The organism is Paenibacillus oryziterrae (assembly GCF_042610485.1).
In the GTDB taxonomy this organism is placed as follows: domain Bacteria; phylum Bacillota; class Bacilli; order Paenibacillales; family Paenibacillaceae; genus Paenibacillus_AQ.
Genome location: NZ_JBGJZO010000002.1, coordinates 392,500 through 415,646, shown reverse-complemented (window position 1 = coordinate 415,646; position 23,147 = coordinate 392,500). Strand labels below are relative to the sequence as shown.

At 49.9% G+C, this 23,147-nt stretch carries 14 protein-coding genes and 1 tRNA gene; 8 read left to right on the top strand and 7 right to left on the bottom strand.

Annotation, left to right across the window (positions count from 1 at the left end; genetic code table 11):
* Positions 1–11: 11 nt before the first annotated feature.
* The 3 genes from ACAN55_RS04205 to ACAN55_RS04195 all read right to left on the bottom strand — a co-directional run bounded on the left by ACAN55_RS04205 (position 12) and on the right by ACAN55_RS04195 (position 3,336).
* Complete coding sequence (locus ACAN55_RS04205) at positions 12–998, bottom strand: metallophosphoesterase (RefSeq protein ID WP_379128499.1); 987 nt, start codon at positions 996–998, stop codon at positions 12–14.
* 194 nt (positions 999–1,192) lie between these two features.
* Entirely contained in the window at positions 1,193–2,026 is an 834-nt protein-coding gene (locus ACAN55_RS04200) for a TIGR03915 family putative DNA repair protein (protein WP_379128496.1), read from the bottom strand.
* Positions 2,026–3,336 (bottom strand): putative DNA modification/repair radical SAM protein, encoded by a 1,311-nt coding sequence (locus tag ACAN55_RS04195; protein ID WP_379128723.1) that lies wholly within the window; start codon positions 3,334–3,336, stop codon positions 2,026–2,028. Before ACAN55_RS04195 ends, ACAN55_RS04200 begins: the two co-directional genes overlap by 1 nt.
* Positions 3,337–3,501: 165 nt before the next feature.
* Between ACAN55_RS04195 and ACAN55_RS04190 the strand changes: the two genes are divergently transcribed.
* The 3 genes from ACAN55_RS04190 (at position 3,502) to ACAN55_RS04180 (ending at position 12,018) form a co-directional block, all read left to right on the top strand.
* Positions 3,502–4,521 (top strand): LacI family DNA-binding transcriptional regulator, encoded by a 1,020-nt coding sequence (locus tag ACAN55_RS04190; RefSeq protein ID WP_379128493.1) that lies wholly within the window; start codon positions 3,502–3,504, stop codon positions 4,519–4,521.
* 246 nt (positions 4,522–4,767) lie between these two features.
* Positions 4,768–9,000, top strand: a complete 4,233-nt coding sequence (locus ACAN55_RS04185) for a carbohydrate binding domain-containing protein (RefSeq protein ID WP_379128490.1) — start codon at positions 4,768–4,770, stop codon at positions 8,998–9,000.
* A 243-nt stretch (positions 9,001–9,243) separates the two neighbouring features.
* Positions 9,244–12,018 (top strand): glycoside hydrolase family 3 C-terminal domain-containing protein, encoded by a 2,775-nt coding sequence (locus ACAN55_RS04180; protein WP_379128721.1) that lies wholly within the window; start codon positions 9,244–9,246, stop codon positions 12,016–12,018.
* Positions 12,019–12,179: 161 nt separating this feature from the next.
* On the opposite strand, the gene ACAN55_RS04175 is transcribed toward ACAN55_RS04180, so the two are convergent.
* Positions 12,180–12,581: a hypothetical protein gene (locus tag ACAN55_RS04175; RefSeq protein WP_379128488.1), complete on the bottom strand. Its 402-nt coding sequence runs from the start codon at positions 12,579–12,581 to the stop codon at positions 12,180–12,182.
* Positions 12,582–12,757: 176 nt separating this feature from the next.
* Here ACAN55_RS04175 and ACAN55_RS04170 point away from each other — a divergent pair, with 176 nt between their 5' ends.
* The 4 genes from ACAN55_RS04170 (at position 12,758) to ACAN55_RS04155 (ending at position 17,789) form a co-directional block, all read left to right on the top strand.
* Positions 12,758–14,044, top strand: coding sequence for a glycoside hydrolase family 18 protein (locus ACAN55_RS04170; protein ID WP_379128485.1), 1,287 nt, complete (start codon positions 12,758–12,760; stop codon positions 14,042–14,044).
* Between the two features lie 169 nt (positions 14,045–14,213).
* A tRNA-Leu gene (locus ACAN55_RS04165) sits at positions 14,214–14,297 on the top strand.
* A gap of 118 nt (positions 14,298–14,415) precedes the next feature.
* Entirely contained in the window at positions 14,416–15,804 is a 1,389-nt protein-coding gene (locus ACAN55_RS04160) for an MATE family efflux transporter (RefSeq protein ID WP_379128719.1), read from the top strand.
* Between the two features lie 179 nt (positions 15,805–15,983).
* Positions 15,984–17,789 carry a DUF5050 domain-containing protein gene (locus tag ACAN55_RS04155; protein ID WP_379128482.1) on the top strand — a complete coding sequence of 602 codons (1,806 nt, stop codon included), beginning with the start codon at positions 15,984–15,986 and terminating at the stop codon, positions 17,787–17,789.
* 107 nt (positions 17,790–17,896) lie between these two features.
* Here ACAN55_RS04155 and ACAN55_RS04150 read toward each other — a convergent pair whose 3' ends face one another.
* Complete coding sequence (locus ACAN55_RS04150; RefSeq protein WP_379128480.1) at positions 17,897–18,295, bottom strand: hypothetical protein; 399 nt, start codon at positions 18,293–18,295, stop codon at positions 17,897–17,899.
* A 222-nt stretch (positions 18,296–18,517) separates the two neighbouring features.
* Entirely contained in the window at positions 18,518–21,442 is a 2,925-nt protein-coding gene (locus tag ACAN55_RS04145; RefSeq protein WP_379128477.1) for a glycosyl hydrolase family 28-related protein, read from the bottom strand.
* A gap of 188 nt (positions 21,443–21,630) precedes the next feature.
* Between ACAN55_RS04145 and ACAN55_RS04140 the strand changes: the two genes are divergently transcribed.
* Complete coding sequence (locus tag ACAN55_RS04140) at positions 21,631–22,350, top strand: YebC/PmpR family DNA-binding transcriptional regulator (RefSeq protein ID WP_379128474.1); 720 nt, start codon at positions 21,631–21,633, stop codon at positions 22,348–22,350.
* Positions 22,351–22,449: 99 nt separating this feature from the next.
* Here the strand turns inward: ACAN55_RS04140 and udk are convergent, their stop codons facing one another.
* The gene (gene udk, locus ACAN55_RS04135) at positions 22,450–23,085 is read right to left on the bottom strand and encodes a uridine kinase (protein ID WP_379128471.1); all 636 of its coding nucleotides are present in this window, start codon (positions 23,083–23,085) and stop codon (positions 22,450–22,452) included.
* Positions 23,086–23,147 lie beyond the last annotated feature (62 nt).

Below are 23,147 nucleotides of genomic sequence, written 5' to 3'. Positions count from 1 at the left end.
GGAGCGATGGGTTAATCCAGCCATGCCTGCGTTTCCGACTCCAAAGGCCAGATAAGTTCCAGGACCTTGGTGTCAGCTGATACCGTCTCATCAGGTAGCAGTAGCGTGGCTGTCTTTTCGCGGATGATCCAGGCACCGTCTTTATTTCGCTGGAACGTAACGGAGATTTTCCCCAATGCTTCTCCGGCCGAGCCAGGCTGAATCACCGTCACCCCACCGACCTCTTGGGTAATGAGCCGATGCTGATGGCCGGTAATAAGCACGTCAATCCCTGGTACTTCCAGGCACATCGCATACCCTTGATTATCTTCTGTCAGCCCCTCTGCCGGCTCTCCTGTCTGCAAATCCCGTTCAAATCCTCCATGATAGGACACAATCATAAGGTCTGGATTCTCCACACTGCGGATGCGGGGAACCCAGGTCTTCACCGTCTCCAGCGCATCCTGAAACTCTAGGCCGGTGATATGCTGGGGATTCTCCCAATACGGGATATAGTGAGTGGTGACGCCCAGAATGGCGATTTTGATCCCTGCGCCGGTGGTTCTTACCATATAGGGATTTCCGAATGCCGGACGTCCTGACTCTGTCTCTACAATTCCTGCCGAAAGCCAGGGGAAGCGCGAATCTTCCATAGCTTGGCGCAGCATTTCCAAACCGTAATTAAAATCGTGATTGCCCGGTACCGCCACATCATAAGCTAACTCATTCATTACGGTGATCAACGGGTGTGTTTCTCCCCAATGCTGCTCTACAAAAAAAGAACAAAGCGGCGTTCCTTGAATCACGTCCCCGTTATCCACCAGCAGCAGGTCAGGCGTTCGCTCCCGCTCACTCCGTATGAGGGTTGCCAGCTTGGCCAGGCCAAGCTGCGACTCTTCCTTCGCGCTGTAATCTGTCGGATACACATGGCCGTGAATATCGCTGGTGACCAGAATCATGCCAACTGTTTCCTCCAAATAATCTGCGATTTTGCCCATCTCATCTATTTTCATGTCCATATATCATCCATCCTTTGGTTCTAAATCTATACGTACACTCATTTTAGCAATATTTCTCGTGATTTATATTAAAAAGAAAGCTTAAGCCGCTGGAACAGTGGCTGACCTACAGCCTGGGATAGATATATGATCCATGTATAGCATTGTTTAATAGATATTTCAGATAGAAAAAGACACCCTCACAGGTGTCTTTTTTAGAGTAACGTATTATTCTCCCTGCTCTCCAGGTGCTGAGGCGCTTTGTCCTGCTTCTCTTTATTCTTCATTCTACTATTCCCCCCGCCGTTCATCTCCGTCATATGCTTCCAGTAACGTTTGGGCATCAGCGAAGAGCGCAGCCGGTCGTTGCGGCGCTCCTGAATGCCGATGGCGTCGTAGAAGCCTTGCCAGAGACGGCGGTATTGTTCTTCCGCCGCGTCATGTTCCGGTGGTGTCCATTCGTCGAGCGGAATAATCGCCTGCTTACCGGGCTGATGGATGAGTGCCATACGGTGGGTTTTGTCGTAGATAATGAAGCTTTCATTCTGGAACCGGTCGCAGAAATGACCCTCAATAACAGGGAGGATGAAGTTGACCGGTTCAATAACCGCCGCCATGACGGAACCATAAATGGAGAACCGCACAAATCCCAGATACAGATGGCCCTCCCGCTTCAGCTGCTGGACGGACTTGAGCAGGGCATTCACTGTATCGTTGGCAAGCATATCCATCACCTTATGGCCATGACTGAATCCAAGCTGCAGAAAGTTAAGCAGCAGTAGGTCCTTGTCTGGTGTGCGGCTCCAGAATCCGTACCGCACCAATTCTTCTGCTTCAGGGCAGATGCGAATCGGGATCGATCGCAGCACCCGGTCCGCCTTGTCATCATCAGTATCAATCCACTTCGATTCGAGCAGCAGGCTTTGTTCGTCTTCTTCAGACTGAATAGCGAGCGGCGTCTCCTTCCATTGATAGCTCTCGAATACGCAGCACAGCAAGCCTTCGAAGCTGCCGTCGTAGGTATATGCCAAGGGGACGGTTCTAAACATCAGGGCCAATCTCCTCTACTGAGTGCTGTTGATCCTGCTGCCGGCAGGGCCAGGAAATCTTTATCTTCGAACAGGGACAACTGCTCGACCTGCGGCTGCTGATATTGGGAGAGCTCTTGCCCTGACATGAGAGAGCGTAGCAGGGTGTGTTCCCCTACCTTAAGTCCTTCCAGTGCTTTACCCTTGCAAGTAATAAAGAATTGGGCGCGTTTGAGCACGACGCCGAGCTTCTTCAGCGCATGGAAATCCAAGGTTCCTGCTCTTCGTGCTTTTACAATCCGTTGAGCGCTTCTTACGCCGACACCCGGCACACGCAGCAGCATCTCATACGGTGCACGGTTGATTTCAACGGGGAACTGCTCCCGGTGGTTGATGGCCCAGCTGCATTTCGGATCCAGCAGCGGATTAAAGTTGGGTACGGCTTCATCCAGTAATTCCTTAGCCTCGAACCCGTAGAAGCGGAGCAGCCAATCGGCCTGATAGAGCCGGTGCTCCCGCAGCAGCGGCGGCTTGGTATCCGGTGAGGGCAGGAGTGAATGCTCGACAACGGGCGTATAAGCGGAGAAAAAAACGCGCTTCAGATTATACTTCCGGTAGAGCCCTTCCGTGAGCGTCAGAATCCGGTAGTCGGTATCCGGCGTCGCACCTACGATCATCTGCGTGCTTTGTCCTGCGGGAGCGAAACGGGGAGCATGGTTGTATTTGACGATATCCGAGGTATTCTCGACAATCTTATCTTTAATCAAATTCATCGGCTTCAAGATGGAATCTTTGCTCTTATCGGGAGCAAGCAATCCCAGACTTTCCTTGGAAGGAAGCTCGATATTGACGCTCATCCGGTCGGCCAGCAGGCCGAGTCTTGACAGCAGCACATCATCTGCACCGGGAATGGCCTTCACGTGGATATAGCCCCTGAAATGATATGTATTCCGCAGTAGCTCAAGTGCGGCGATCATCTGCTCGGTGGTGTAGTCCGGATTACGCATAATGCCGGAGCTGAGAAACAAACCTTCTATATAATTGCGGCGGTAGAACTGCATGGTTAGATCCGCGAGCTCCTCCGGTGTAAAAGCGGCACGGGGAGTAGCGTTCGACTTACGGTTGACGCAGTAAGCACAATCGTACACGCAGCCGTTGGTCATAAGGACCTTCAGCAGTGAAATACAGCGCCCGTCCGCCGCGAAGCTGTGGCAGATCCCCATGCTGACCGCATTGCCCATGCCTCCGGCCTGGCCTGCGCGGTTCGAACCGCTTGAGGTGCAGGCTACATCGTATTTCGCCGAAGCGGTTAATATTTGAAGCTTCTCCATTACATTCACGGTGAACCCTCCCTATAGAAGAAATTATAACCCGAACAAATGTTCCTGTCAAAATCAACTGGTGGTTGTCCGTTCATTTCGTTGAAAGAGCAGAATGGTCATGCTAGACTTACATATAACAATGGGAACCATTCCAAGAGATAGGACGAGCAGCAAATGGATGCTAATGAAATCGCCAGATTGGCAGGGGTATCACGCAAAACAATCCAGCGTGTGCTGAATGACCCGGATAACGTCCGGCCTGAAACTAGGGATAGAATTGTGCGCATGATGGAAGAGCATCATTATGAACCAAGTTCTGCCGCCAGAGGCCTGGTGAAACGAAAGGCCAATACTATTGGCTTGTTTATTATGCAGGACGAACGCAATTACCGTCTGTACCCGGACGATTTGTTTTACGGGGTTGTGGTGGGGGCAATCATCAGCCATTGCACAAAGCGTGGCTACCGGACCATGGTCACGATTGTGGACGTTTCCGATATCAAACCGATGATGAGCATGTACAGACAAAAAAGTATCGACGGCGGGCTGCTCATCAGTTGGACTAATGTCCAGCCGGTGGTTGAAATGGTAAAGGGAGCGGGATTCCTGATCGGCGTATTCGACCAGAACAACGTCCCAGGTTGCGTTCCGGACATTCCGATCCCGTATCTGAATAACCGCAAGAGCGCATACGAAGCGACACGATACATAATTGAACAGGGACATACCAATATCGGTATCATTACAGGAGATTTGAACAATCATGCGGGATCCGAACGTCTGCAGGGATTTCTGGATGCTGCCGGGAAGTATGGGATTAAGGTTCCGGAGAAGTTGGTATTTCACGGGTCCTTCACGGAGGAATCAGGGGTAGAAGCCATTGATTACTGGGTAGAGAATGATATTTTGCCGCGGGCGGTTTTCTGTTCCAACGATCTGACGGCCTATGGCGCTCAGCGCAATTTGCTGCAGCGGAATATCAGCGTTCCGGAACGCGTTGCTTTGATGGGATTTGATGATCTAATCGTCTCCCAATATATTCATCCGTCCTTAACAACCATGCATGTGCCCAGAGTGGAGATGGCGATGTATTTAACGGATTGCCTGATCGATAAAATTGAAGGCTTAGAAGAAATCCCTAATAAGCAGAACATTGAATTTGAGGCGAAGGTAATCATTAGAGAAAGCTTGTAATACTACAAGGATAAACCCCGGATTGACAAGCACTCGGGCCGGGGTTTATATTAAAAACATCACAATGTCCTACGTAGGACAATTTTTTAGCTCAAAAATGTCTTACGTGGGACATTACGTCTTAACAATCAGCAAGCGCTTACAATTACTTCGGTAAATGGGGTGGTCTGCAGTTACGAGACTGGGAATGGACGGTGCAGCAATCGTAGTAAGAATAACTTTGAGAATGAAGGGAGCTACAGATCGATGAATCATCAAAGGAAACGTAAAGTGACCGCGGCCGTCTTGGCATGTACGCTATTCATCATGGCCGCGTTGCCGGCTGCGGGAGCAAGCGCATCGGCCAAGCAGTATAAGGATCTTCCGGCTAATTATTGGGCTGCAAAGGCGCTGAATGAATGGTCCGGTTTAGGGATAATTCAGGGGTACACGGATGGAACGATCCGGCCCGGCCAGATCATCAGCCGTGCTGAATTTGCGGCGCTGATGAACCGTACGTTCAATTTTACGGAAATGTCTTCTTCAGCAGCGAAAGATATCCCAGCGGGATCCTGGTATTCGTCCGATATGTTGAAAGCGCTATCGGCAGGTTATTTCAGCCTGAATGCCAAGCAGAATGCCGAGCCAACCTTACCGCTGACCAGAGCTGAAGCGGCTGTTGCCTTAGATCAGATTTTTAAGATTAGTGCAGCAGATGTTGACGTGAAGATGGTTCAGTTCACCGATCTTACAAACACGGAGGCGGCAACCCTTGCTTCAATCAAGGCCTTGGCTGCCCAAGGGTATCTGAAGGGATTCCCGGATAGCACCTATAGACCAGGCACAACCATTACACGCGCTGAGCTTGCTTCGGTAATGGACCGGATGGTGGATCTGCTTGTGAACCAGGCAGGAACAGTTAAGGGCGGCCCGATTACAGGGAATGTGGTGGTTAACCGCGCCGGTGCTATTTTGACGGATACTGTTATTGAAGGAAATTTGTATTTGACGGAGGGTATAAGCCAGGGTGATGTCACTCTGGAGCGTGTTACGGTGAAAGGCGAGACCTTCGTGCGCGGCGGCGGAGAGAACAGCATTCATATCGTTGACTCCACCCTGGGGAATGTGAATGTAGATAAGAAGGATGACAAAATCCGTCTGGTTCTTTCGGGAACGACAACGGCGGCAGCACTGAGCCTTAACAGCAAGGCTAAGGTTGAACTGGATGCCCATTCGGTAATCAAGGTGCTGAATGTATCCGAAGATGCGGGTGATTCCGTTATCGCTGGAAAAGGAACCATCGAGAAAGCGAACAACAAGGCACAGGGTGTCAAATTTAATGACGGCCAGCTCCCGGCGGGCAGCAGCGCCCCGATGACATCGCCTCCTTCTGCTGGCACAACGCCCAGCGACTGGACGCTGAAATGGAGTGATGAGTTCAACGGCCAGAGCCTTGATCCGGCGAAGTGGGATTTCGACCTGGGAATCGGCAGCGGCGGCGACGGCTGGGGTAATAACGAGCTGGAGTACTACACGAACCGGCCTGAGAATGTGAAGCTGGAGAACGGCAATCTGGTAATCACAGGCCGCAAGGAAGCGGAGAAGTACATGGGCTCGGATTATACGTCTTCCCGTCTGGTGACGAGAGGCAAATACGCTCAGAAATACGGAAAAATTGAAGTGCGGGCAAGCCTTCCGTCCGGTAAAGGAATTTGGCCTGCCATCTGGATGCTACCCGAGAATTATGAGTACGGCACTTGGGCGTCCTCGGGTGAAATTGACATTATGGAAGCTTGGGGCAGCAAGCCAGATCGCGTAGCCGGCACCCTTCATTATGGTTCGGTATGGCCGGATAATGTGAACACCGGCAAACAGTACCTTTTTGAGAACGGCAGCACGATCGAAGATTACCATACGTATGCGATTGAATGGGAGCCGGGGGAAATCCGCTGGTATGTGGACGGTAAATTGTACTCCACACAGAATGACTGGTACAGCGTAAGTCTGAACCAGCCAGCCGACAATGCGTATCCTGCGCCGTTCGACAAGGAGTTTCACCTGCTTCTGAATCTGGCGATCGGCGGGAACTTTGACGGTAATCCGGATGCTTCCACAGTATTCCCTAAAACCATGAAGGTGGACTATGTCCGCATGTATGAACTGACGGGCAGAGCATACCGTGAACCGGTCGTGCCGACATACACGAAAGAAGAATTGCCGGCAACAGGTGCACGGCAACCGCTTGTAGACGGAAATCTGGTATACAATAATAATTTCGACCAGCCGAACGAGACAGGGTTTAAGAACCTGGGCGTAGAGAATACGAAGTATTGGAGCCTCTTCCAGGGCGAGGGAGGAGCTGGGAATGTTACGGTTGAGAATATTGCCGGCAAGAATTTTGCCAAGGTCAACATTACTTCAGCGGGCAATCAGTCTTATTCCGTTCAAATGCTGAATGAGGTTTCTATCGCCAAGGGCCAGTTCTACAAGCTGAGCTTCAAGGCCAAGGCGGCGGAAGAACGAACCATGAGAGTTAGTGTCACAGGGGGCGAGTCCAGGGGATGGGCGAAATATTCGAGATCCCAAGTAATCGCACTGTCTGATCAAATGGAAGAGCACACCATGTACTTCCAAATGAAGCAGGACACTGACCTTGCCGCCCGGACTGAATTTAATATGGGCACTAACAGCAATGCGGTTTGGATTGGCGATGTCCGGCTGGAGCGGCTTAATGTCGATTCTATAGTTATTAATGGAGATTTACCGAAAAAGCCGCTTGCAGGTGATGGCAATCGTGTCTATAACGGTAGCTTCGACCAAGGAGATACTAGCCGTATGACATACTGGCATGTCAACACTTTAGATGGCGCTGTTGCTACAGGAAGTGTAAATGAGGCAGAGCGTAAATTGAATGTCCGTATTTCCAGCGCGGGTAACGCTGCAGCGGATTCCGTACAGGTTCTGCAAAAAGGAATATACCTGATGAAGGATCAGAACTATGAACTGACCTTTGATGCAAGCGCAGACAGCAGCAGAATCATCGAAGCGGCTTTAATTAGCGCCGACGGCAGCGCAACGTATGCTTCTGCCAATAATATTGCGTTAACCACTACTGCGGGCAAGAAAACAGTGACGTTCACCATGGACGAAAATACCGTGAACGACGCCCAGCTTGTGCTTAAGGTCGGCGGTGCCGCCGGTACGATCAAGCTGGATAACGTTAAATTGATTCAGACCAGCGTGGTTTATGGGCCGGACACGGTGTTCTACCCGCTGTGGAACGGGGATTTCAGCCAGGGGCTGGACGGTTGGAGAGCGGCTGTTGATAGCGGGGGCGCAATTACAGCTGCTGAGAATAGCGGGGTAGCCGCACTCACTGTAAGCAGCTTAGGCGATAAGGCTTGGAGTAACATGTTCATTCAAGAGAAGCTTCCATTATCCGGCGGTATTACTTATGTTGTATCCTTTGAAGCCCAGTCAACATTGGCACGGACGTTGAAGATCATTGCAGAGAACTCAAGTTATCACCCTTACTTTCAACAAACGGTTGACCTGACGACTAATAAGCAGCCTTACAGCTTTGAGTTCAAGATGTCTGATAAAGACACCGTGGATTTGAAGTTCCTGTTGGGCACAGTTGCAGAAACACCATCGGAAATTGGCAATCACGTTGTGACTATTGACAATGTAGTGTTCCAGGTGAAGGGGGCAACGGTTCAACGTTCTCCGAAGCTTGTTAGCGATACTACGCAGAACCATGTGGGTCAGCCCATTGAAATTACGTTTGTGGACGATCCGGCATGGAGAGGCGAAGTAGATGCAGTCAAAGTGAATGATGCCGCGCTTGAAGCTGACCAATACACTCTGGAAGAGGGCAAGTTGACTTTAAAATCCGGTGTGTTGCCTACATCAGGCAACTACACTGTAAGAATTGAAGCAGCTGGCTATGCGTTTACTGCCGTGAAGCAGGAGGCGCTGCCGAATCCGGAAACTGTATGGGAGGAAGTTGGGGGGGATTTACTCGCTAACGGTACTTTTGACACAGATTACAGTGGATGGTCTATCTATAATCAGAAGAATGATAATGAGATATGGGCTGGACAGGCGGACTTTGCATTTTCCCAGGGTTCTCTGACTGCAACGGTAAACCAGATGGGCTGGGAGTGGTGGCATATTCAGCTTTATCAAGAACATATTGCCGTTACACCGGGCAAGTATAAAATTTCATTTAATCTGACTTCCAATAAGTCGAGACCAGTCTATGCCGAATTAGCAGAATCGGGTGCGCCTATAAAGACATTCAATGTGACTCCATCCCAGACTGCGTATGAAGCCATTATAGATGTTTCGGCTACCGGCAGCTTCAAGTTCCTGTTAGGATTGGGCAAAATGAAGGACGATGGAACAAATTATGAGGTCCCTCAGACACTGGTATTCGACAACATTAAGCTGGTACGAGTACAGGAGGCTGCAAGCGTTACAGCTCCAACAACTCCTTGATTGAACGCTGCAAATTCAAAAAACCTGCGGCAATCCGCAGGCCAAGCCGCCGGGAATATCCCGGCGGCTTTTTAATATGGCTTAGGAGGAGTATCCCATCAAAATTGGAGGAGATACCGATTTTTCTTTTTTGGGAGGGATGCTAGTATATTAATATTATTGATTTTGATTCCTCTATAGATTCTTGTATCATGGATAGAAATAGAAATCACTTAAAGGGAGAGAACACACTTGAGTACAAATATGCTGGGAGTGCCGCTGGAAGGGTTCGCTGAATTCAGCCGCACAGTAGCCGCCGAAGGCGCGGTGTTATTGAAAAATGACGGGAATGTGCTGCCGTTTCAGAATAACGAGAACGTTTCCATTTTTGGACGGACACAGGTGGATTATTACCGCAGCGGGACCGGATCAGGCGGAAGTGTCAATGTTGCCTACACCACCAACCTGCTGGGCGGACTGCGGGATAAAACGAATATTATCGTCAATGAGGAATTGGCGGCTGTATATGAGCAGTGGATAGAGAGTCACCCGTTCGATAACGGTGGAGGCGGCTGGGCTGCTGAGCCATGGCACCAGAAGGAGATGCCTTTAACGGGTGAATTGGTGTCGGCGGCAAGAGCCAAGTCGGACAAGGCCATCGTGGTGATCGGGCGGACTGCCGGAGAAGATCAGGATAATGCCAATGAGCCGGGAAGCTACCAGTTGATGGATGAAGAGAAGGATATGCTGAAGCAGGTCACCGCTTATTTCGAGCAAACGGTCGTTGTGCTGAATGTATCGAATATTATCGACATGAGCTGGATGAACGACGAAAGTTACGTACATCCGATTGCGTGTGTGATTTATGCCTGGCAGGGGGGCATGGAAGGTGGCAATGCGATTGCCGATGTGCTTGTTGGAGAAGTGACGCCTAGCGGCAAACTAACCGATACGATCGCATATTCGCTTGAGGATTATCCGTCGACCCACAATTACGGTGATGAGTTCAAGAATGTATATCAGGAAGATATTTATGTCGGGTATCGTTATTTCGAGACCTTTTGTCCGGAGAAGGTTCAATACGAATTTGGTTATGGGCTGTCTTATACCACGTTTGAAATAAAGCCTGAGGAAGCTAAACTGACCGATAAGGACGGGGAAGCGTACCTGGAGGTTAGCGTAACCGTAACGAATACAGGGACTGTTTTTGCCGGAAAAGAGGTCGTTCAGGTCTACTACGAAGCGCCGCAAGGCAAGCTGGGTCAACCGGCAAAGGCGCTGGCGGCCTTCGGCAAAACCAAGCTGCTTCAGCCGGGTGAATCGCAGCGGCTAACCGTCAGTTTCCCGGTTCATTCTATGGCTTCCTATGATGATGCAGGTGTGACCGGGCATGCTTCAGCCTATGTGCTCGAAGCCGGAACGTACAACCTGTATGCGGGCAGCAGCGTGAAGAACGTGGAACATATTGGCGTGGATGGGCAGGCCGGTTATGTTGTTGAAGCACTGGTGATTGTAGAGCAGCTGGAAGAGGCGCTTGCGCCGACGGAGAGCTTCAATCGGATGGTGCCTGGCGCACGTAACCAAGACGGCTCGTATGAGCTTGCTTATGCCCCGGTGCCGACACGCCAAATTTCGCTGTCTGAGCGGATTGAGAAGAATCTCCCTGAAACGTTCGAGCATACGGGTGATCAAGGATATAAGCTGAAGGATGTGCACGAGCACAAGGTCAGCATGAAGGATTTCATTGCCCAGCTGAGCGATCAGGAACTGGCCGAGATTGTCAGAGGCGAAGGTATGAGCAGTCCACTGGTAACGCCGGGTACGGCCTCTGCTTTCGGAGGCGTAAGCGATGCCCTGTTCAATTACGGTATTCCGGTAGGCTGCACGGCGGATGGCCCGTCCGGAATTCGTATGGACAGCGGTCAGAAAGCGACTCAGGTAGCGATTGGAACGCTGCTTGCCGCAACCTGGAATGCAGAACTGGTCGAAGAGCTTTATGTGCTGGAAGGGCAGGAGCTGCTGAGAAATCAGGTGGACACCCTGCTCGGACCGGGACTGAATATACGGCGCAGCCCGCTGAATGGACGGAACTTTGAGTATTTCTCGGAAGATCCGCTGGTGACCGGGATTTTTGCCACTGCCTGCACACGCGGGATTATCAAAGGCGGCTCGAATGCCACGCTGAAGCATTTTGCCTGCAATAACCAGGAGAAGTACCGCAGCAAGGTAGATGCCGTGGTATCCGAGCGTGCCGTCAGGGAGATTTACTTGAAGGGCTTTGAAATGGCAGTGAAGCAAGGCGGAGCCAATTCGATCATGACCTCCTACAATCCGGTTAACGGGCATTGGGCGGCGTCCAACTATGATCTGAATACCACCATCCTTCGCGGTGAATGGGGCTTCAAAGGTATCGTGATGACCGACTGGTGGGCAGTCATGAATGACTGCGTGGACGGAGGTCCTGCGGACCGGAGAAATACAAACTGGATGGTCCGTGCACAAAATGACCTGTATATGGTGGTTACGAACTATGGCGCGGAGACCAATGCTTTTGAAGACAACACGATCGAATCCTTGAGTAATGGCACCTTAACCCGCGGTGAATTGCAGCGTAATGCGATTAATATTTGCGAGTTCTTGATGCAGGCGCCGGTGTTCTCCAGGGAACAGGTAGTTGAAGAAACGGTCGATACCTTTAAAGCCAATCCGGCTCTTGCGCCGGAGCAAGCACAGTCGATGACGCAAGGTGTACAGATTCAAATGGCATCATCTGGGTCGACCTTTATGAGTGTTGAACAAGCAGGGGTATACCGGATTTTTGCCCATGTGATGTCTCCGGATACGAATCTGGCCCAGAGTGCCTGCAACCTGATCGTGAACGATCAAGTGGTGACTACAATTCAAACGAACGGAACCGAAGGTAAGTGGATTACCTTGAAGCTCGTGAAGGTCGGGCTTGAAGCGGGTCTATATGAGCTGAAGCTGGATTTTGTTAAACCGGGTCTGCAGATCGATTGGATCGAATTTAAGCAAGTGTAAATCACGAACGAATTAGCTGCGTAAGTAACGTAAGCAAATGAATTCGAATGGAAAAAGCAAAAGCAAAAGACACCTTTAGGGGTGTCTTTTTTGCATTTCATAAAGATATTTTCTCCGAGCATGTAAGGCCATGTAGAGCAGGGTTCTATTCGGCACCGCCATTATCCCATTAAGCCTTTCATTCCGCCCAGCAAAGGCCGGATGGATTTAATCATGTTATAGCCCATCTGTATCATCGGCATCACTTTTTGCATCATCCCAAAGAAGCCTAGTCCGCCGAAACCCGCCGCCCCGGCTGCTCCGGCAGCGCCGGCTCCACCACCTCCAAGAAATGAACCGAAAAGCGGCATAAGTCCGGATACCTCGGCTTTCTGTGGACGCGGACGGGTCGTAATGTTTCTTTTGGAAGTGTGATTTGGACGCGTTGGTTTGGAGAGGATCAGACTATCTTTCTCAAGGCCGGTTATCCACCCTACATAAGAACGTCCATCATGCAGAGTGATGCAGACCGGTTGTCCCTTGAGCTGTCTGGCCTGCTTGTGAATCTTTGTTCTATTGGCCATTCGTGGATCACCTCGTTAATTTATTTAGTCTATAATACTCAGATTATCTATGGCTGCCTGTGCTAGACGGTAGTTCTTCTCATCCGTAATCACCCGTTGTATAACAGGAAATAGCATACCTTCCCATACGCCGAATAAAATAAAATACGTTGTCATTGGATGGAGAGGGTGGGAGTATGCAAATTCATGTTGTGCAGAAAGGCCAGACGCTTTATGGCATAGCAGAGGCTTATGGAGTTGATATGGATACGATCAGTGAGGCCAATCAACTGTCTGCCCCGGGCAATCTGGTAGTCGGGCAGGCGCTTGTTATACCGATCGTTGGTACGTATTATTGGGTTCAGCCGAGGGACAGCCTGTACAGTATTGCCCGGAGGTTTGGGATAAGCGTCAATACGCTGGCAGAGGTTAACCGAATCCCGTTGAATCAACCTTTATCGGTGGGACTTCGCCTGTATATCCCAACCAAACCAAAGCGGAGAGCCGAGATTAACGCATATATCGAGCCCCGAGGAACAGAGGTATCCCAAAGTTTGATTCAAGCCGCCGAAGAAGCAGCACCCGATCTTACATATCTGGCACCGTTCAGCTTTCAGGTCCAGCGGGATGGTTCGCTCATTCCTCCCCCGCTTGATAACCTTTCCGCTATCGCTGCACGAAACAGAGTGACACTGATGATGGTGTTGACTACCTTAGAGAATGCCCAATTCAGCTCTGAACTGGGCCGTATTATTCTCAATGATCAGGCCGTTCAAAACAGGCTGCTGGACAATATCATTAGTGAAGCAAAGCGGTTGAATTTCAGAGATATCCATTTTGATTTTGAGTTTCTCCGGCCAGAGGACCGGGAGGCGTATAATGCGTTCCTGCGGAAAGCAGCGGCGCGTATTCATCAGGAGGGGTTTCTGCTCTCAACCGCTTTGGCACCCAAAACAAGCGCAACGCAAGTAGGGGCCTGGTATACAGCCCATGATTATAAAGTACATGGAGAGGTCGCCGATTTTGTAATCATTATGACGTATGAATGGGGATACAGCGGGGGCCCGCCGATGCCTGTCTCGCCAATAGGTCCAGTCCGCCAGGTTCTCGAGTATGCTTTAACCGAAATGCCTGCCGGGAAGATCATGATGGGTCAGAATCTGTACGGATATGACTGGACATTGCCTTACGTACCTGGGGGAGCTTATGCCAGAGCGCTCAGCCCGCAGGCGGCCATTGATCTAGCCAGAAACCGGAATGAGGCGATTCTGTATGATTACACCGCTCAGGCGCCGCATTTCGATTACACCGATGATGCAGGCAAGCGGCATAAAGTATGGTTTGAGGACGCAAGATCGATCCAGGCCAAATTCAATCTGGTGAAAGAACTGGGTATCCGGGGCGTGAGCTACTGGAAGCTGGGGCTTCCTTTTCCACAGAACTGGCTGCTGATCCAGGACAATTTCAATGTGGTGAAACGATAAATCTAACTAAAGCCACGTACAAGGGATCCCATCTTCTGCCGGAAAGGGGGATCTCTCTTTTTTTATCTGCCAATGTTTGATGCGTTACTAAAGTTTTTTAGTGTTGTTCTTTCCACAAATTCATGCTATATTAGTTTTTGTGTCCGCCTGATATAATACTTTTTATTTTGCGGTCGTGGCGGAATTGGCAGACGCGCACGGTTCAGGTCCGTGTGGTAGCAATATCGTGGAGGTTCGAGTCCTCTCGACCGCATAACGCAATAGACGAAACAGGATACAAGCAAGACCCACTGTCGCTCTTCAACCCGAAGAGCCTTTTTCTTTTTCCGGGCAAATTGATCTACAAATCCTATAAAAAGAAGTGAATGGTTATGGAACCCGCTACACAGATGAAGCGGAGCAGCCGCTTTCTGGATAAATATTTATCCGGCCAATCTATGGACTACCGGGAGATTATCGCGCTGTTCATCCCGATTCTGGTGGATCAGGCTTTTATCATGGGACTGAATATCGTCAATACAGCAATGATCAGTTCGGCAGGAGTAGCCGCGATCAGTGCGGTGAATATGATTGACTCGGTGAATATTTTTCTGATAAGTGTGTTTGTGGCAGTGGCGACGGGCGGAACAGTGGTAGTGGCCCAGTACAAAGGCAGCGGGAATGATTTGATGGTGTCCAAAGCGACTGCAGGAGCGGTATCGGCCGTCTCCCTGCTGGCGCTGGCAATTGGCCTGCTCGGCATCTTGTTTCACAATCCGCTGCTGAACCTGCTGTTTGGGGCGGCCTCTCCGGAAGTCATGGATAACGCCCGGACGTATCTGATCGGAAGCTGCACTTCTTATTTAGGAATTGCGATTGTCCAGGCGGTGTGCGGAGGTCTGCGCGGAATCGGAAGGACAAGGGCGTCGCTAATGCTCTCGCTGATTATGAATGTGGCGTATGTCCTCTTTAATATCGTATTTATCAATCTGCTGCACATGGGTGTTCTGGGCATGACTATTTCCATTAATGTAGCCAGATTTTTGGGTGCAGCTTGTGCGATTTTCTATCTGTTCAAACTGGACAGCAGCCTGCATATCCGCATCCGTGACCTGCTGCTTGTACCTATTTCGATGCTGAAGCGAATCATGTTTATCGGCGTGCCGTTTGCGGCAGAGCAAGTCTTCTTTAACGGCGGTAAAATTCTGACCCAGGTGTTCATTGTCAGCATGGGCACGTACGCCATTGCTGCTAATGCGATAGCTTCATCTTTTGCCGGACTCATGCAGGTGCCTGCTAGTGCACTGTCTCTAACGCTGATTACAGTTGTTGGACAGTGTATGGGGCGCAGAAATATTGAGGATTCGCGAAAATTTATGAAGTCCTTTCTTCTGCTAGGTTCCTTGTCCTTTGTGCTCATGACCCTGATCACGATGCCTTTATTCTATCCGTTCGTTTCGCTGTTCCATCCGCCCGCTGAGATTGTGGATGATATCTTCCTAATTGTGCTCATTAATGCCATTGCACAAATTCCGCTCTGGGCGATCAGTTTTATAACACCTTCGGGACTCCGGGCCGCTGGAGATTCCAAATTTACTTCTATGGTGTCGATGTTATCCATGTGGCTGTTCCGCGTAGTGCTTGGTTACGTGCTCGGAGTTGTTCTCGGCTTCGGTATTGTCGGCGTCTGGGTGGCTATGAACTGTGAGTGGGGTATTCGCGGATTTATCTTTGTCCGGCGCTATCTCGGGGAGAAATGGTATCAGCATAAGTTGATTTAGCCAGAGCTGGATCCTATTGTGTAACTGAGCGAATACCAAGACACCTTTGTGGGTGTCTTTTTTTTATGATGCTGAAGAAGGCAGGGATAAGATTCCAAGGAATAAAGGGAAAAGAAGGGGGATGTCGAATTCGGATAAGGAAAGTCACGGAATTTGCCGACAGGAAAGGAAGTTTGACGATGCGGTTGCGGATCGGGGTCATGCTGCTTAGTATTTGTGTTATTTGTGGTTTGTTTGGCGGGGAGTACATAGAGGCTGCTAAGACGGTGGTCAGCGTTAAGCTGGTATTTCCAACGGCAAGTCCCATTATTGTAGGAAGTACATGGAATGCCGGCGTTGCCACCAAGCCCAAGGTCAAGGTAGTCTACAGTTCAGACAATTCCAAGGTGGCAGCCGTAAATGCTCAGGGAATGGTCAGCGGGGTCAGTGTTGGTCGTGCAAGAATAACAGCAGCGGTTAAACAGTCAGGCTACAGTGGACAAGCCACCCTCACGGTTGAGGTTAAGGCGAAGCCTATCAAGCTTGATGAGCGTGAAGTTCCGGGATCGACAGACTTCAATATGGTGAACGGCAGTTACATGCTTGAGGATCAGGAGAATCTTTATTATATCGCGATGAAGGATTACCTTTTCTACGGAGGACCAATCTACAAAATCAGCAAAGGCAATCCTGCAAAGAAACAGTTAATTTATAGCGGCGACGCCATGTATATGGTCAAGCAGGGGGACTGGATTTATTTCTCCGACCGGAGCGGCAGTGAGAATATCTACAAAATCAGAACGGATGGAACAGGATTAAAACAATTGAATGACTACAACCCATGGACATGGAACCCCGCTCGTAATCTGACATTGATTGGCAACTGGATATACTATGGCTCCAATGATCAGATCAATAAGATGTTAACAGACGGTACCAAGGATCAGATTGTATTCCAGGATCCTGAGATGAGGACTTTTTTCGTCAGTAACGGCTGGATCTACTATGTTTTTATGGATAAAGATGCGCAATCGGGCATTAAGAAAGTGAAGATTGGTGGAACCCAAAGCCAGTTGGTCGTCAGGATGGATACATTTAACTCAAAGATGTCGGTCAAGGGTGACTGGATCTATTATGCGGCTATGGATGGATTTTACCGGATTAAAAATGATGGCACCGGCAATATGCTGCTAACAACGGGTACAGATGCTGTGCTGCTCGGGGATTCAGTATACTATGTGGATTCTGATGGAGATGGATTCTCCATGTACCGGATGAAGGAGGATGGGAGCGGGAAACAGCGAATGATGTCCGTTATCGACAATGGATACTCCAGTGGCAATGAGGCGCAGATGTTGGGCTCCAATCTTTACTATATCACTGAAGAAGAGGAAGGTAGCATCTATGAGCTGAATGAGTCGGGGCACCGGAGGAATATTAATGGCCCGCTGTATATTTACACTACTGAACAGCTTATGGATGCCCAGAACCATGGCGAGACTTACATCATCGATCCGGAAGATATTGCATTGAAACAGTTTGAGCAGGCCTTGGCCAAGGCAAGGGAAGTTATTAAGGAAATTATTCTGCCGGACATGACAGATGATCAAAAATTGAAGGCGGTCCATGATTATATGATCCTTCACACAGCCTATGATTATGACAATTATCTGAAGGATACCATCCCTTATGAGTCGTATACGGAATATGGCCTGTTGATCAAGGGAACCGCTGTGTGCAACGGATATGCGACCACTCTGCAGATGTTTATGAATTTGCTCGGTATCGAGAGCTACTATGTGGTTGGAACGATTCTAAGCAACGGTGGAGCCCATGCTTGGAACGTGGTGAAGATAGACGGCAAATATTATCAGGTAGACGTAACCTGGGATGATCCGGTGCCTGATCGTCAAGGCCGGTTAAGATATGATTATTATAAAATAACCGATGCTCAGATGACTCTCACCCGCCAATGGGACCGTTCACAGGCTCCAGTTGCGGATTAGGCGAGTCCGGTAAGTTGAGAATATTTGTAGTTCATAAATTAGTAAAGGACCTGAGGCATTATGCCTGCAGGTCCTTTGTGCACCTAATGCGTATCGGAATGCTTAAATTATGGGACCGGTGTCAAAGCGGGAATCTGGGTTAATTCAGTGTTTAAATACTGCTGGCTGTCCACGATTTTTCCGATAACATCCACACCTACGGTAGTGACCGTTACGTCGATTGCTGCGGTTGCTGTGGTAATTCCGAGCTGAACCTCGTAGATAGGAAATGCACTGATTGGAACGGTGATGTTAGTGGCTGAATTTGCTGCTACGGCGAATACCTGATGGGCAAGCGGCGTCTTGGGTGTATTGACTGAGTTGTCGGCAATGGAGAATACACGAAGATCAAAGGATGCGGCATTGGTGAGGTTCTCATTGATGATCAACAGGCGGACGAATTGCGCCCGGACGCCAGTCTCTGAACCGTTCAGAATCGAGCCTGTGGTTGTAAATATAGTAGCCATTGAGAATTCCTCCTTCCCTATGAGATAGTTTATTATATTTTTAACTCATAGATTTGGAGTGTACGGTCATCCTGATGGTTGTAAAAAAGGTGTGTGACCGGGTGTAAAGGCTGAAATTAAACCCTGTGTACACCGGAACGGACTCCGGGTACACAGGGTTTTTGGGGTTAGGTCTGAGCGTTCATCGTCAGGCGGGGGAACGTTTACTCTTTTATTTTGTCCCTAAGATGGCCGTTTCACCCGATAAAACGAAGATCTAGCTGTAATATACAGGTATTCCTGGTCCTCCCCTGCAATAATAACGCCTGCTGGACGCTCGGGCATAAGGAGTTCTTCCACTAACGTTCCATCCGGACGGTAGCCGTAAATATCGCCGTCGGCAATATAGATAGTGCTGTTGCAATCCCTGGCGATCCCGTGCTCGCCTTTTTCAGCAAAAATCCGAGGGTCTGATAAGAAGCCCTCCGGGCTGACCTGATAAGCTACGGTCCGCTTGTAATATTCATCGAGGGCATAGAAGACTTCGCCGGGGCGTGCCTCCTGCAAAGAGCTGGACCGCATCAGATCATACGTTACCGGAATAATCGTTACTCCATCGGGAGCGACGAAACATTCCTTTGGATGCTGCACAGTAGTTGTAAGGAAATCATTGCTATCCCTCCAGCGGTTGCCGGGATATAAGGCTTTGTGGACCGGTCCGAAGGAATCCATGGGGACTATCGGCAAGGGCTGCAGGCTTTCTTCCGGCTGCTCCGGATCGATTGCATATATTTTCACGGTCGAGCCAACGTTATACCAATCTCCATAAGACGTCCCGCCTGCATCATCCGGCTTCGTATAGATCTCGGGCTGCCCGCCTACGGTTGCACCTTTGGGAGGGAAATACTCCACGACGACCAATAAACGGTCATTCCGGTCGCAAGCAAGCGATAAAGGACGGTGATGCAGATCGCTTACGACACGAAGAGACTGCTCTTTGGCTGACCAATGATAAATCTGTTTCCTGCGGGAATCCGCGAAATAGATATTGCCTTTACTGTCTTTGCAGAGGGTATCGGCAAATTCAAAGCCACCGGCCAGCTTCTGCACGGCTACTCCGGAAGGTGGAAGAGAGCGGCGGAGCGCAGGGTCCCCGCTGATATGAAGTCTGGCCAGCTCCCATGCCCGAACTTCTGTATCTGTAGTGACATCGTACAGCGTATTATCCAAAGTGTATTTAATCTGTGTGTAATTGTGGACGTTCAGGAATTCTACCTTTTCACATTCCCAGGTTCGGGTGGCATACGGGTATGGATTATCGAGCCAAATCGTGCGGAAGAAATAGGTGTTGGCAAATAACATCTCCCGGCAGCGGTCGAGCTCAAGAGGCAGACAGTCACGGCTTTCCGCGACTTCCTCCTCCATTTGCAGTGCATAGATCTTCCAATTGGCCGTCTTCTTAAACTTCACCTCGTGCCGGACGTGATGCTCCACGGACATCGCATAAATCCGGCCTGCCGTGGAAGTATCAGAGACATAGAATCCTGCCGCGGCATAGGGACTGGCCGTCCAGATATCCTTGAACACGCCCCCGCCGCCCTGGGTAACCCACAAGCTCCAGTACTGGGAGTCCCAGCGGAGCTCCGGGGAAATATCCGCCGTCCGGTTGGCATTATAGACAGGCTTGAAACCCCCGGTTGGTGTGAGTCCTCCGTGACCTCCCATAAATTTGATATCGTTCATATAGGAATGAGCTCCAGCCATCCATTTACAGCCTACGGCCCGCGGATTCCGCCCTCCTGTATCCACACCGATGCCGTACAGAATGTTGGTTCCGCCGCTAGGGGCTTCGATCAGAGCCTTTGGCTTGCCGAGACCTCCGAAGACCTCCGTATTGTCAGGAAGAACAATTTGGGTGGTGATCGGATTCATGCCGATGAGCACCGTGTCAGGCTTCAAACGTAGTGTTTCTGTGACTTTGTACATGCCTTGGGGCAGATAAAGAACAGGATGCTGCTCAATCGCTGCCTGCAGAATAAGCGTGTCATCCGCAGTTCCGTCTCCAGCTGCACCTAAACTGCGGACATTCACCCAGGTCTCTACTCCGGGCAGAGCAGGAATATCGCTTGGCACCGGATCAGCCAATCCGGACGCTTTTTCCAGTTCAAGAGTCGTTCGGATCGCAGGACGTGAGGTGACCTCATCCATCTGGTTGCCATGGGTAAAGGCGGCTACCCGGTAGAATTCGCTGGTGCCTTCGACTTGCTTACCGCTTTCAAGAAAGGCTGCAAGAACCGGCACCTGACGGCAATGCACGTTCTTCAAATTGATCTGGTTATGTGCGTTGTTCTCGTGGCTGATCACAATAGCAGGTCCGCTGATTTCATCGAACCGGCAATCCTCCATATAGAGCTTCTCGATGTACTTGGGATCCGTGTCAATAACGACAGGGACACTCCGCACGTCCATCCGCAGGATCGTAAGTCCTCCCTCGCGCGTCCGAATTGCGGCTTTGCGTTGATGCTCGAAGCAGGTATCGATCATGAGAAAAGGCCAACCGGGTGAAGGCTTCGTCGTATAAATCCCGTACTCTCCGCCAAAAAAGCGAACATCCTCGATTTCATTACCAACATCGAATATTCCAGCCTTACCGTTTCCGATATGAATATCACAGTGGGAGATGAAGCCATGCTGGGCATAATGGGTGCGCAGAGCTACTGCTGCGGGATTCCCGTCTTCAATGACCAGGTTAATATTGGACAAGGCGCTATAGAATGTGCCGGGATTGGCATCCTGAACAAGTTGTCCGGGCTCGGGCTGTTTATCGGTGAACCAAATCATATAACGGGCGTTCCCTTTATCCTCAGGGTCGGCAGTCTGGAACCCGGGTGTATTCTCTCCGAGAAGGATGACCGGGCGATTCTGGCCATACCCGATCAGGCGTATAGCTTTGGGCACATAGATGGTCCTGCTGATACGGTAACTTCCCTCCGGAATGAATACAATCCCAAAGGGGATGGAGTTAATTGCCTGCTGCAGGGCTTCGGAGTCATCGCCTATACCGTCGGCAGCAACGGGGAAGTTGTCCGGTGTAAGATACACAGCTTGGGGGTCTTCCGGACGTCCGGTATAGACTGAACTCCCTTTTTGAATCGTTTTCAAAGTCATTTGTTCGCCTCCTGGCCGTAATAGCCAATGATCTTGTACAAATATAGCGCTTTCAATAAGAGTATAATGATCGAAACCGGTTTCGTAAAGTTTAACCTATAACCATTTGCCGAAAGTCCCCTTTAAAAGCTATAATGACTAGTGATGGATTAAACAGTAGAATTAATATCGAAAGAGAGCGATAACGTATGGGCCGTAAGTGGAATAATATTAAAGAGAAGAAAGCATCAAAAGATGCAAGTACAAGTCGTATATATGCCCGTTTTGGACGCGAGATTTATGTAGTGGCCAAGCAGGGAGAGCCGGATCCTGAATCCAACCGTGCACTAAAAGTCGTGCTTGAGCGCGCCAAGACGTACAATGTACCAAAGGCGATTATTGACCGTGCTCTGGAGAAAGCCAAAGGCAACTCGGATGAGACTTATGTTGAGCTCCGGTACGAAGGATTCGGGCCGAACGGTTCCATGATCATCGTTGATGCGCTGACCAACAACGTAAACCGCACAGCCTCTGAAGTGCGCAGTACGTTCAGCAAAAACGGGGGTAATCTGGGCGTCAGTGGTTCTGTCAGCTACATGTTTGACTCTACTGCTGTTATTGGTATGGTCGGCAAAACCTCGGATGAGGTGCTGGAGCTGCTGATGGAAGCGGACGTGGATTTCCGTGATATCGTAGAGGAAGAAGAAGCTGTTATTATCTACGCCGAGCCGGATCAATTCCATGCGGTGCAGGAAGCGCTGCGCGGCGGCGGAGTTACTGATTTTACCGTTGCTGAGCTGACTATGCTGGCCCAGAACGACATCGTTCTGCCTGAAGATGCGAAACCACAGTTCGAGAAATTGCTCGATGTTCTGGAGGATCTGGAGGATGTACAGCAGGTCTACCACAACGTGGATTTGGAAGACTAATCGAATATTATATCATCATCAAAAAAAGCTGCCCGGACGCATCCGGCAGCTTTTTTTAATAATCTCATATCATAGATAACTGCTTGTCTGGTCCGTAGCCTAAGCCCCGGTCCACTCTTGATCACCAGTAAGATACTTCTCCGTGAGGACTGACAGGAGCTCGATACCTACAGCGTTCTGTCCACCTTCCGGAATGATCAGATCGGCGTATTTCTTGGAAGGCTCAATAAAAGCCTCATGCATCGGTTTGACCGTAGTCAAATACTGATGGTGAATCGATTGGATGGAACGGCCGCGCTCTTCAATATCCCGGAGAACCCGGCGCAGGATCCGTACATCGGGATCGGTATCTACAAATACCTTGATGTCGAGCAGCACGCGGAGCTTCTCATCGGAGAGCACGTGAAGACCTTCAATAATCACAATATTGTTGGGTTCAAGTGCCAAAGTCTCGGATGTCGAACGGGCGTGAACCGTGAAGTCATATATCGGAGCCTGAGCGGCCTGACCTTCCTTCAGACATTTGAGATGCTCAATCAGCAGCTCATTGTCAAAAGCGAACGGATGATCATAATTGATCGCTCCCCGCTCCTCAAAAGTGAGATGCGAGTGGTCCTTATAGTAGTTGTCCTGAGATATAAAAGTCACTTTACCCGAACCCAGACGGTCAATGACGGAACGGGCAACTGTTGTTTTGCCTGAGCCGGTGCCACCGGCGATACCAATAATAAGCATGGTGATTCAAATACCCTCCCTAAATGACTGCCTATGCAATTTCAATATTGTAGCACAGCCGC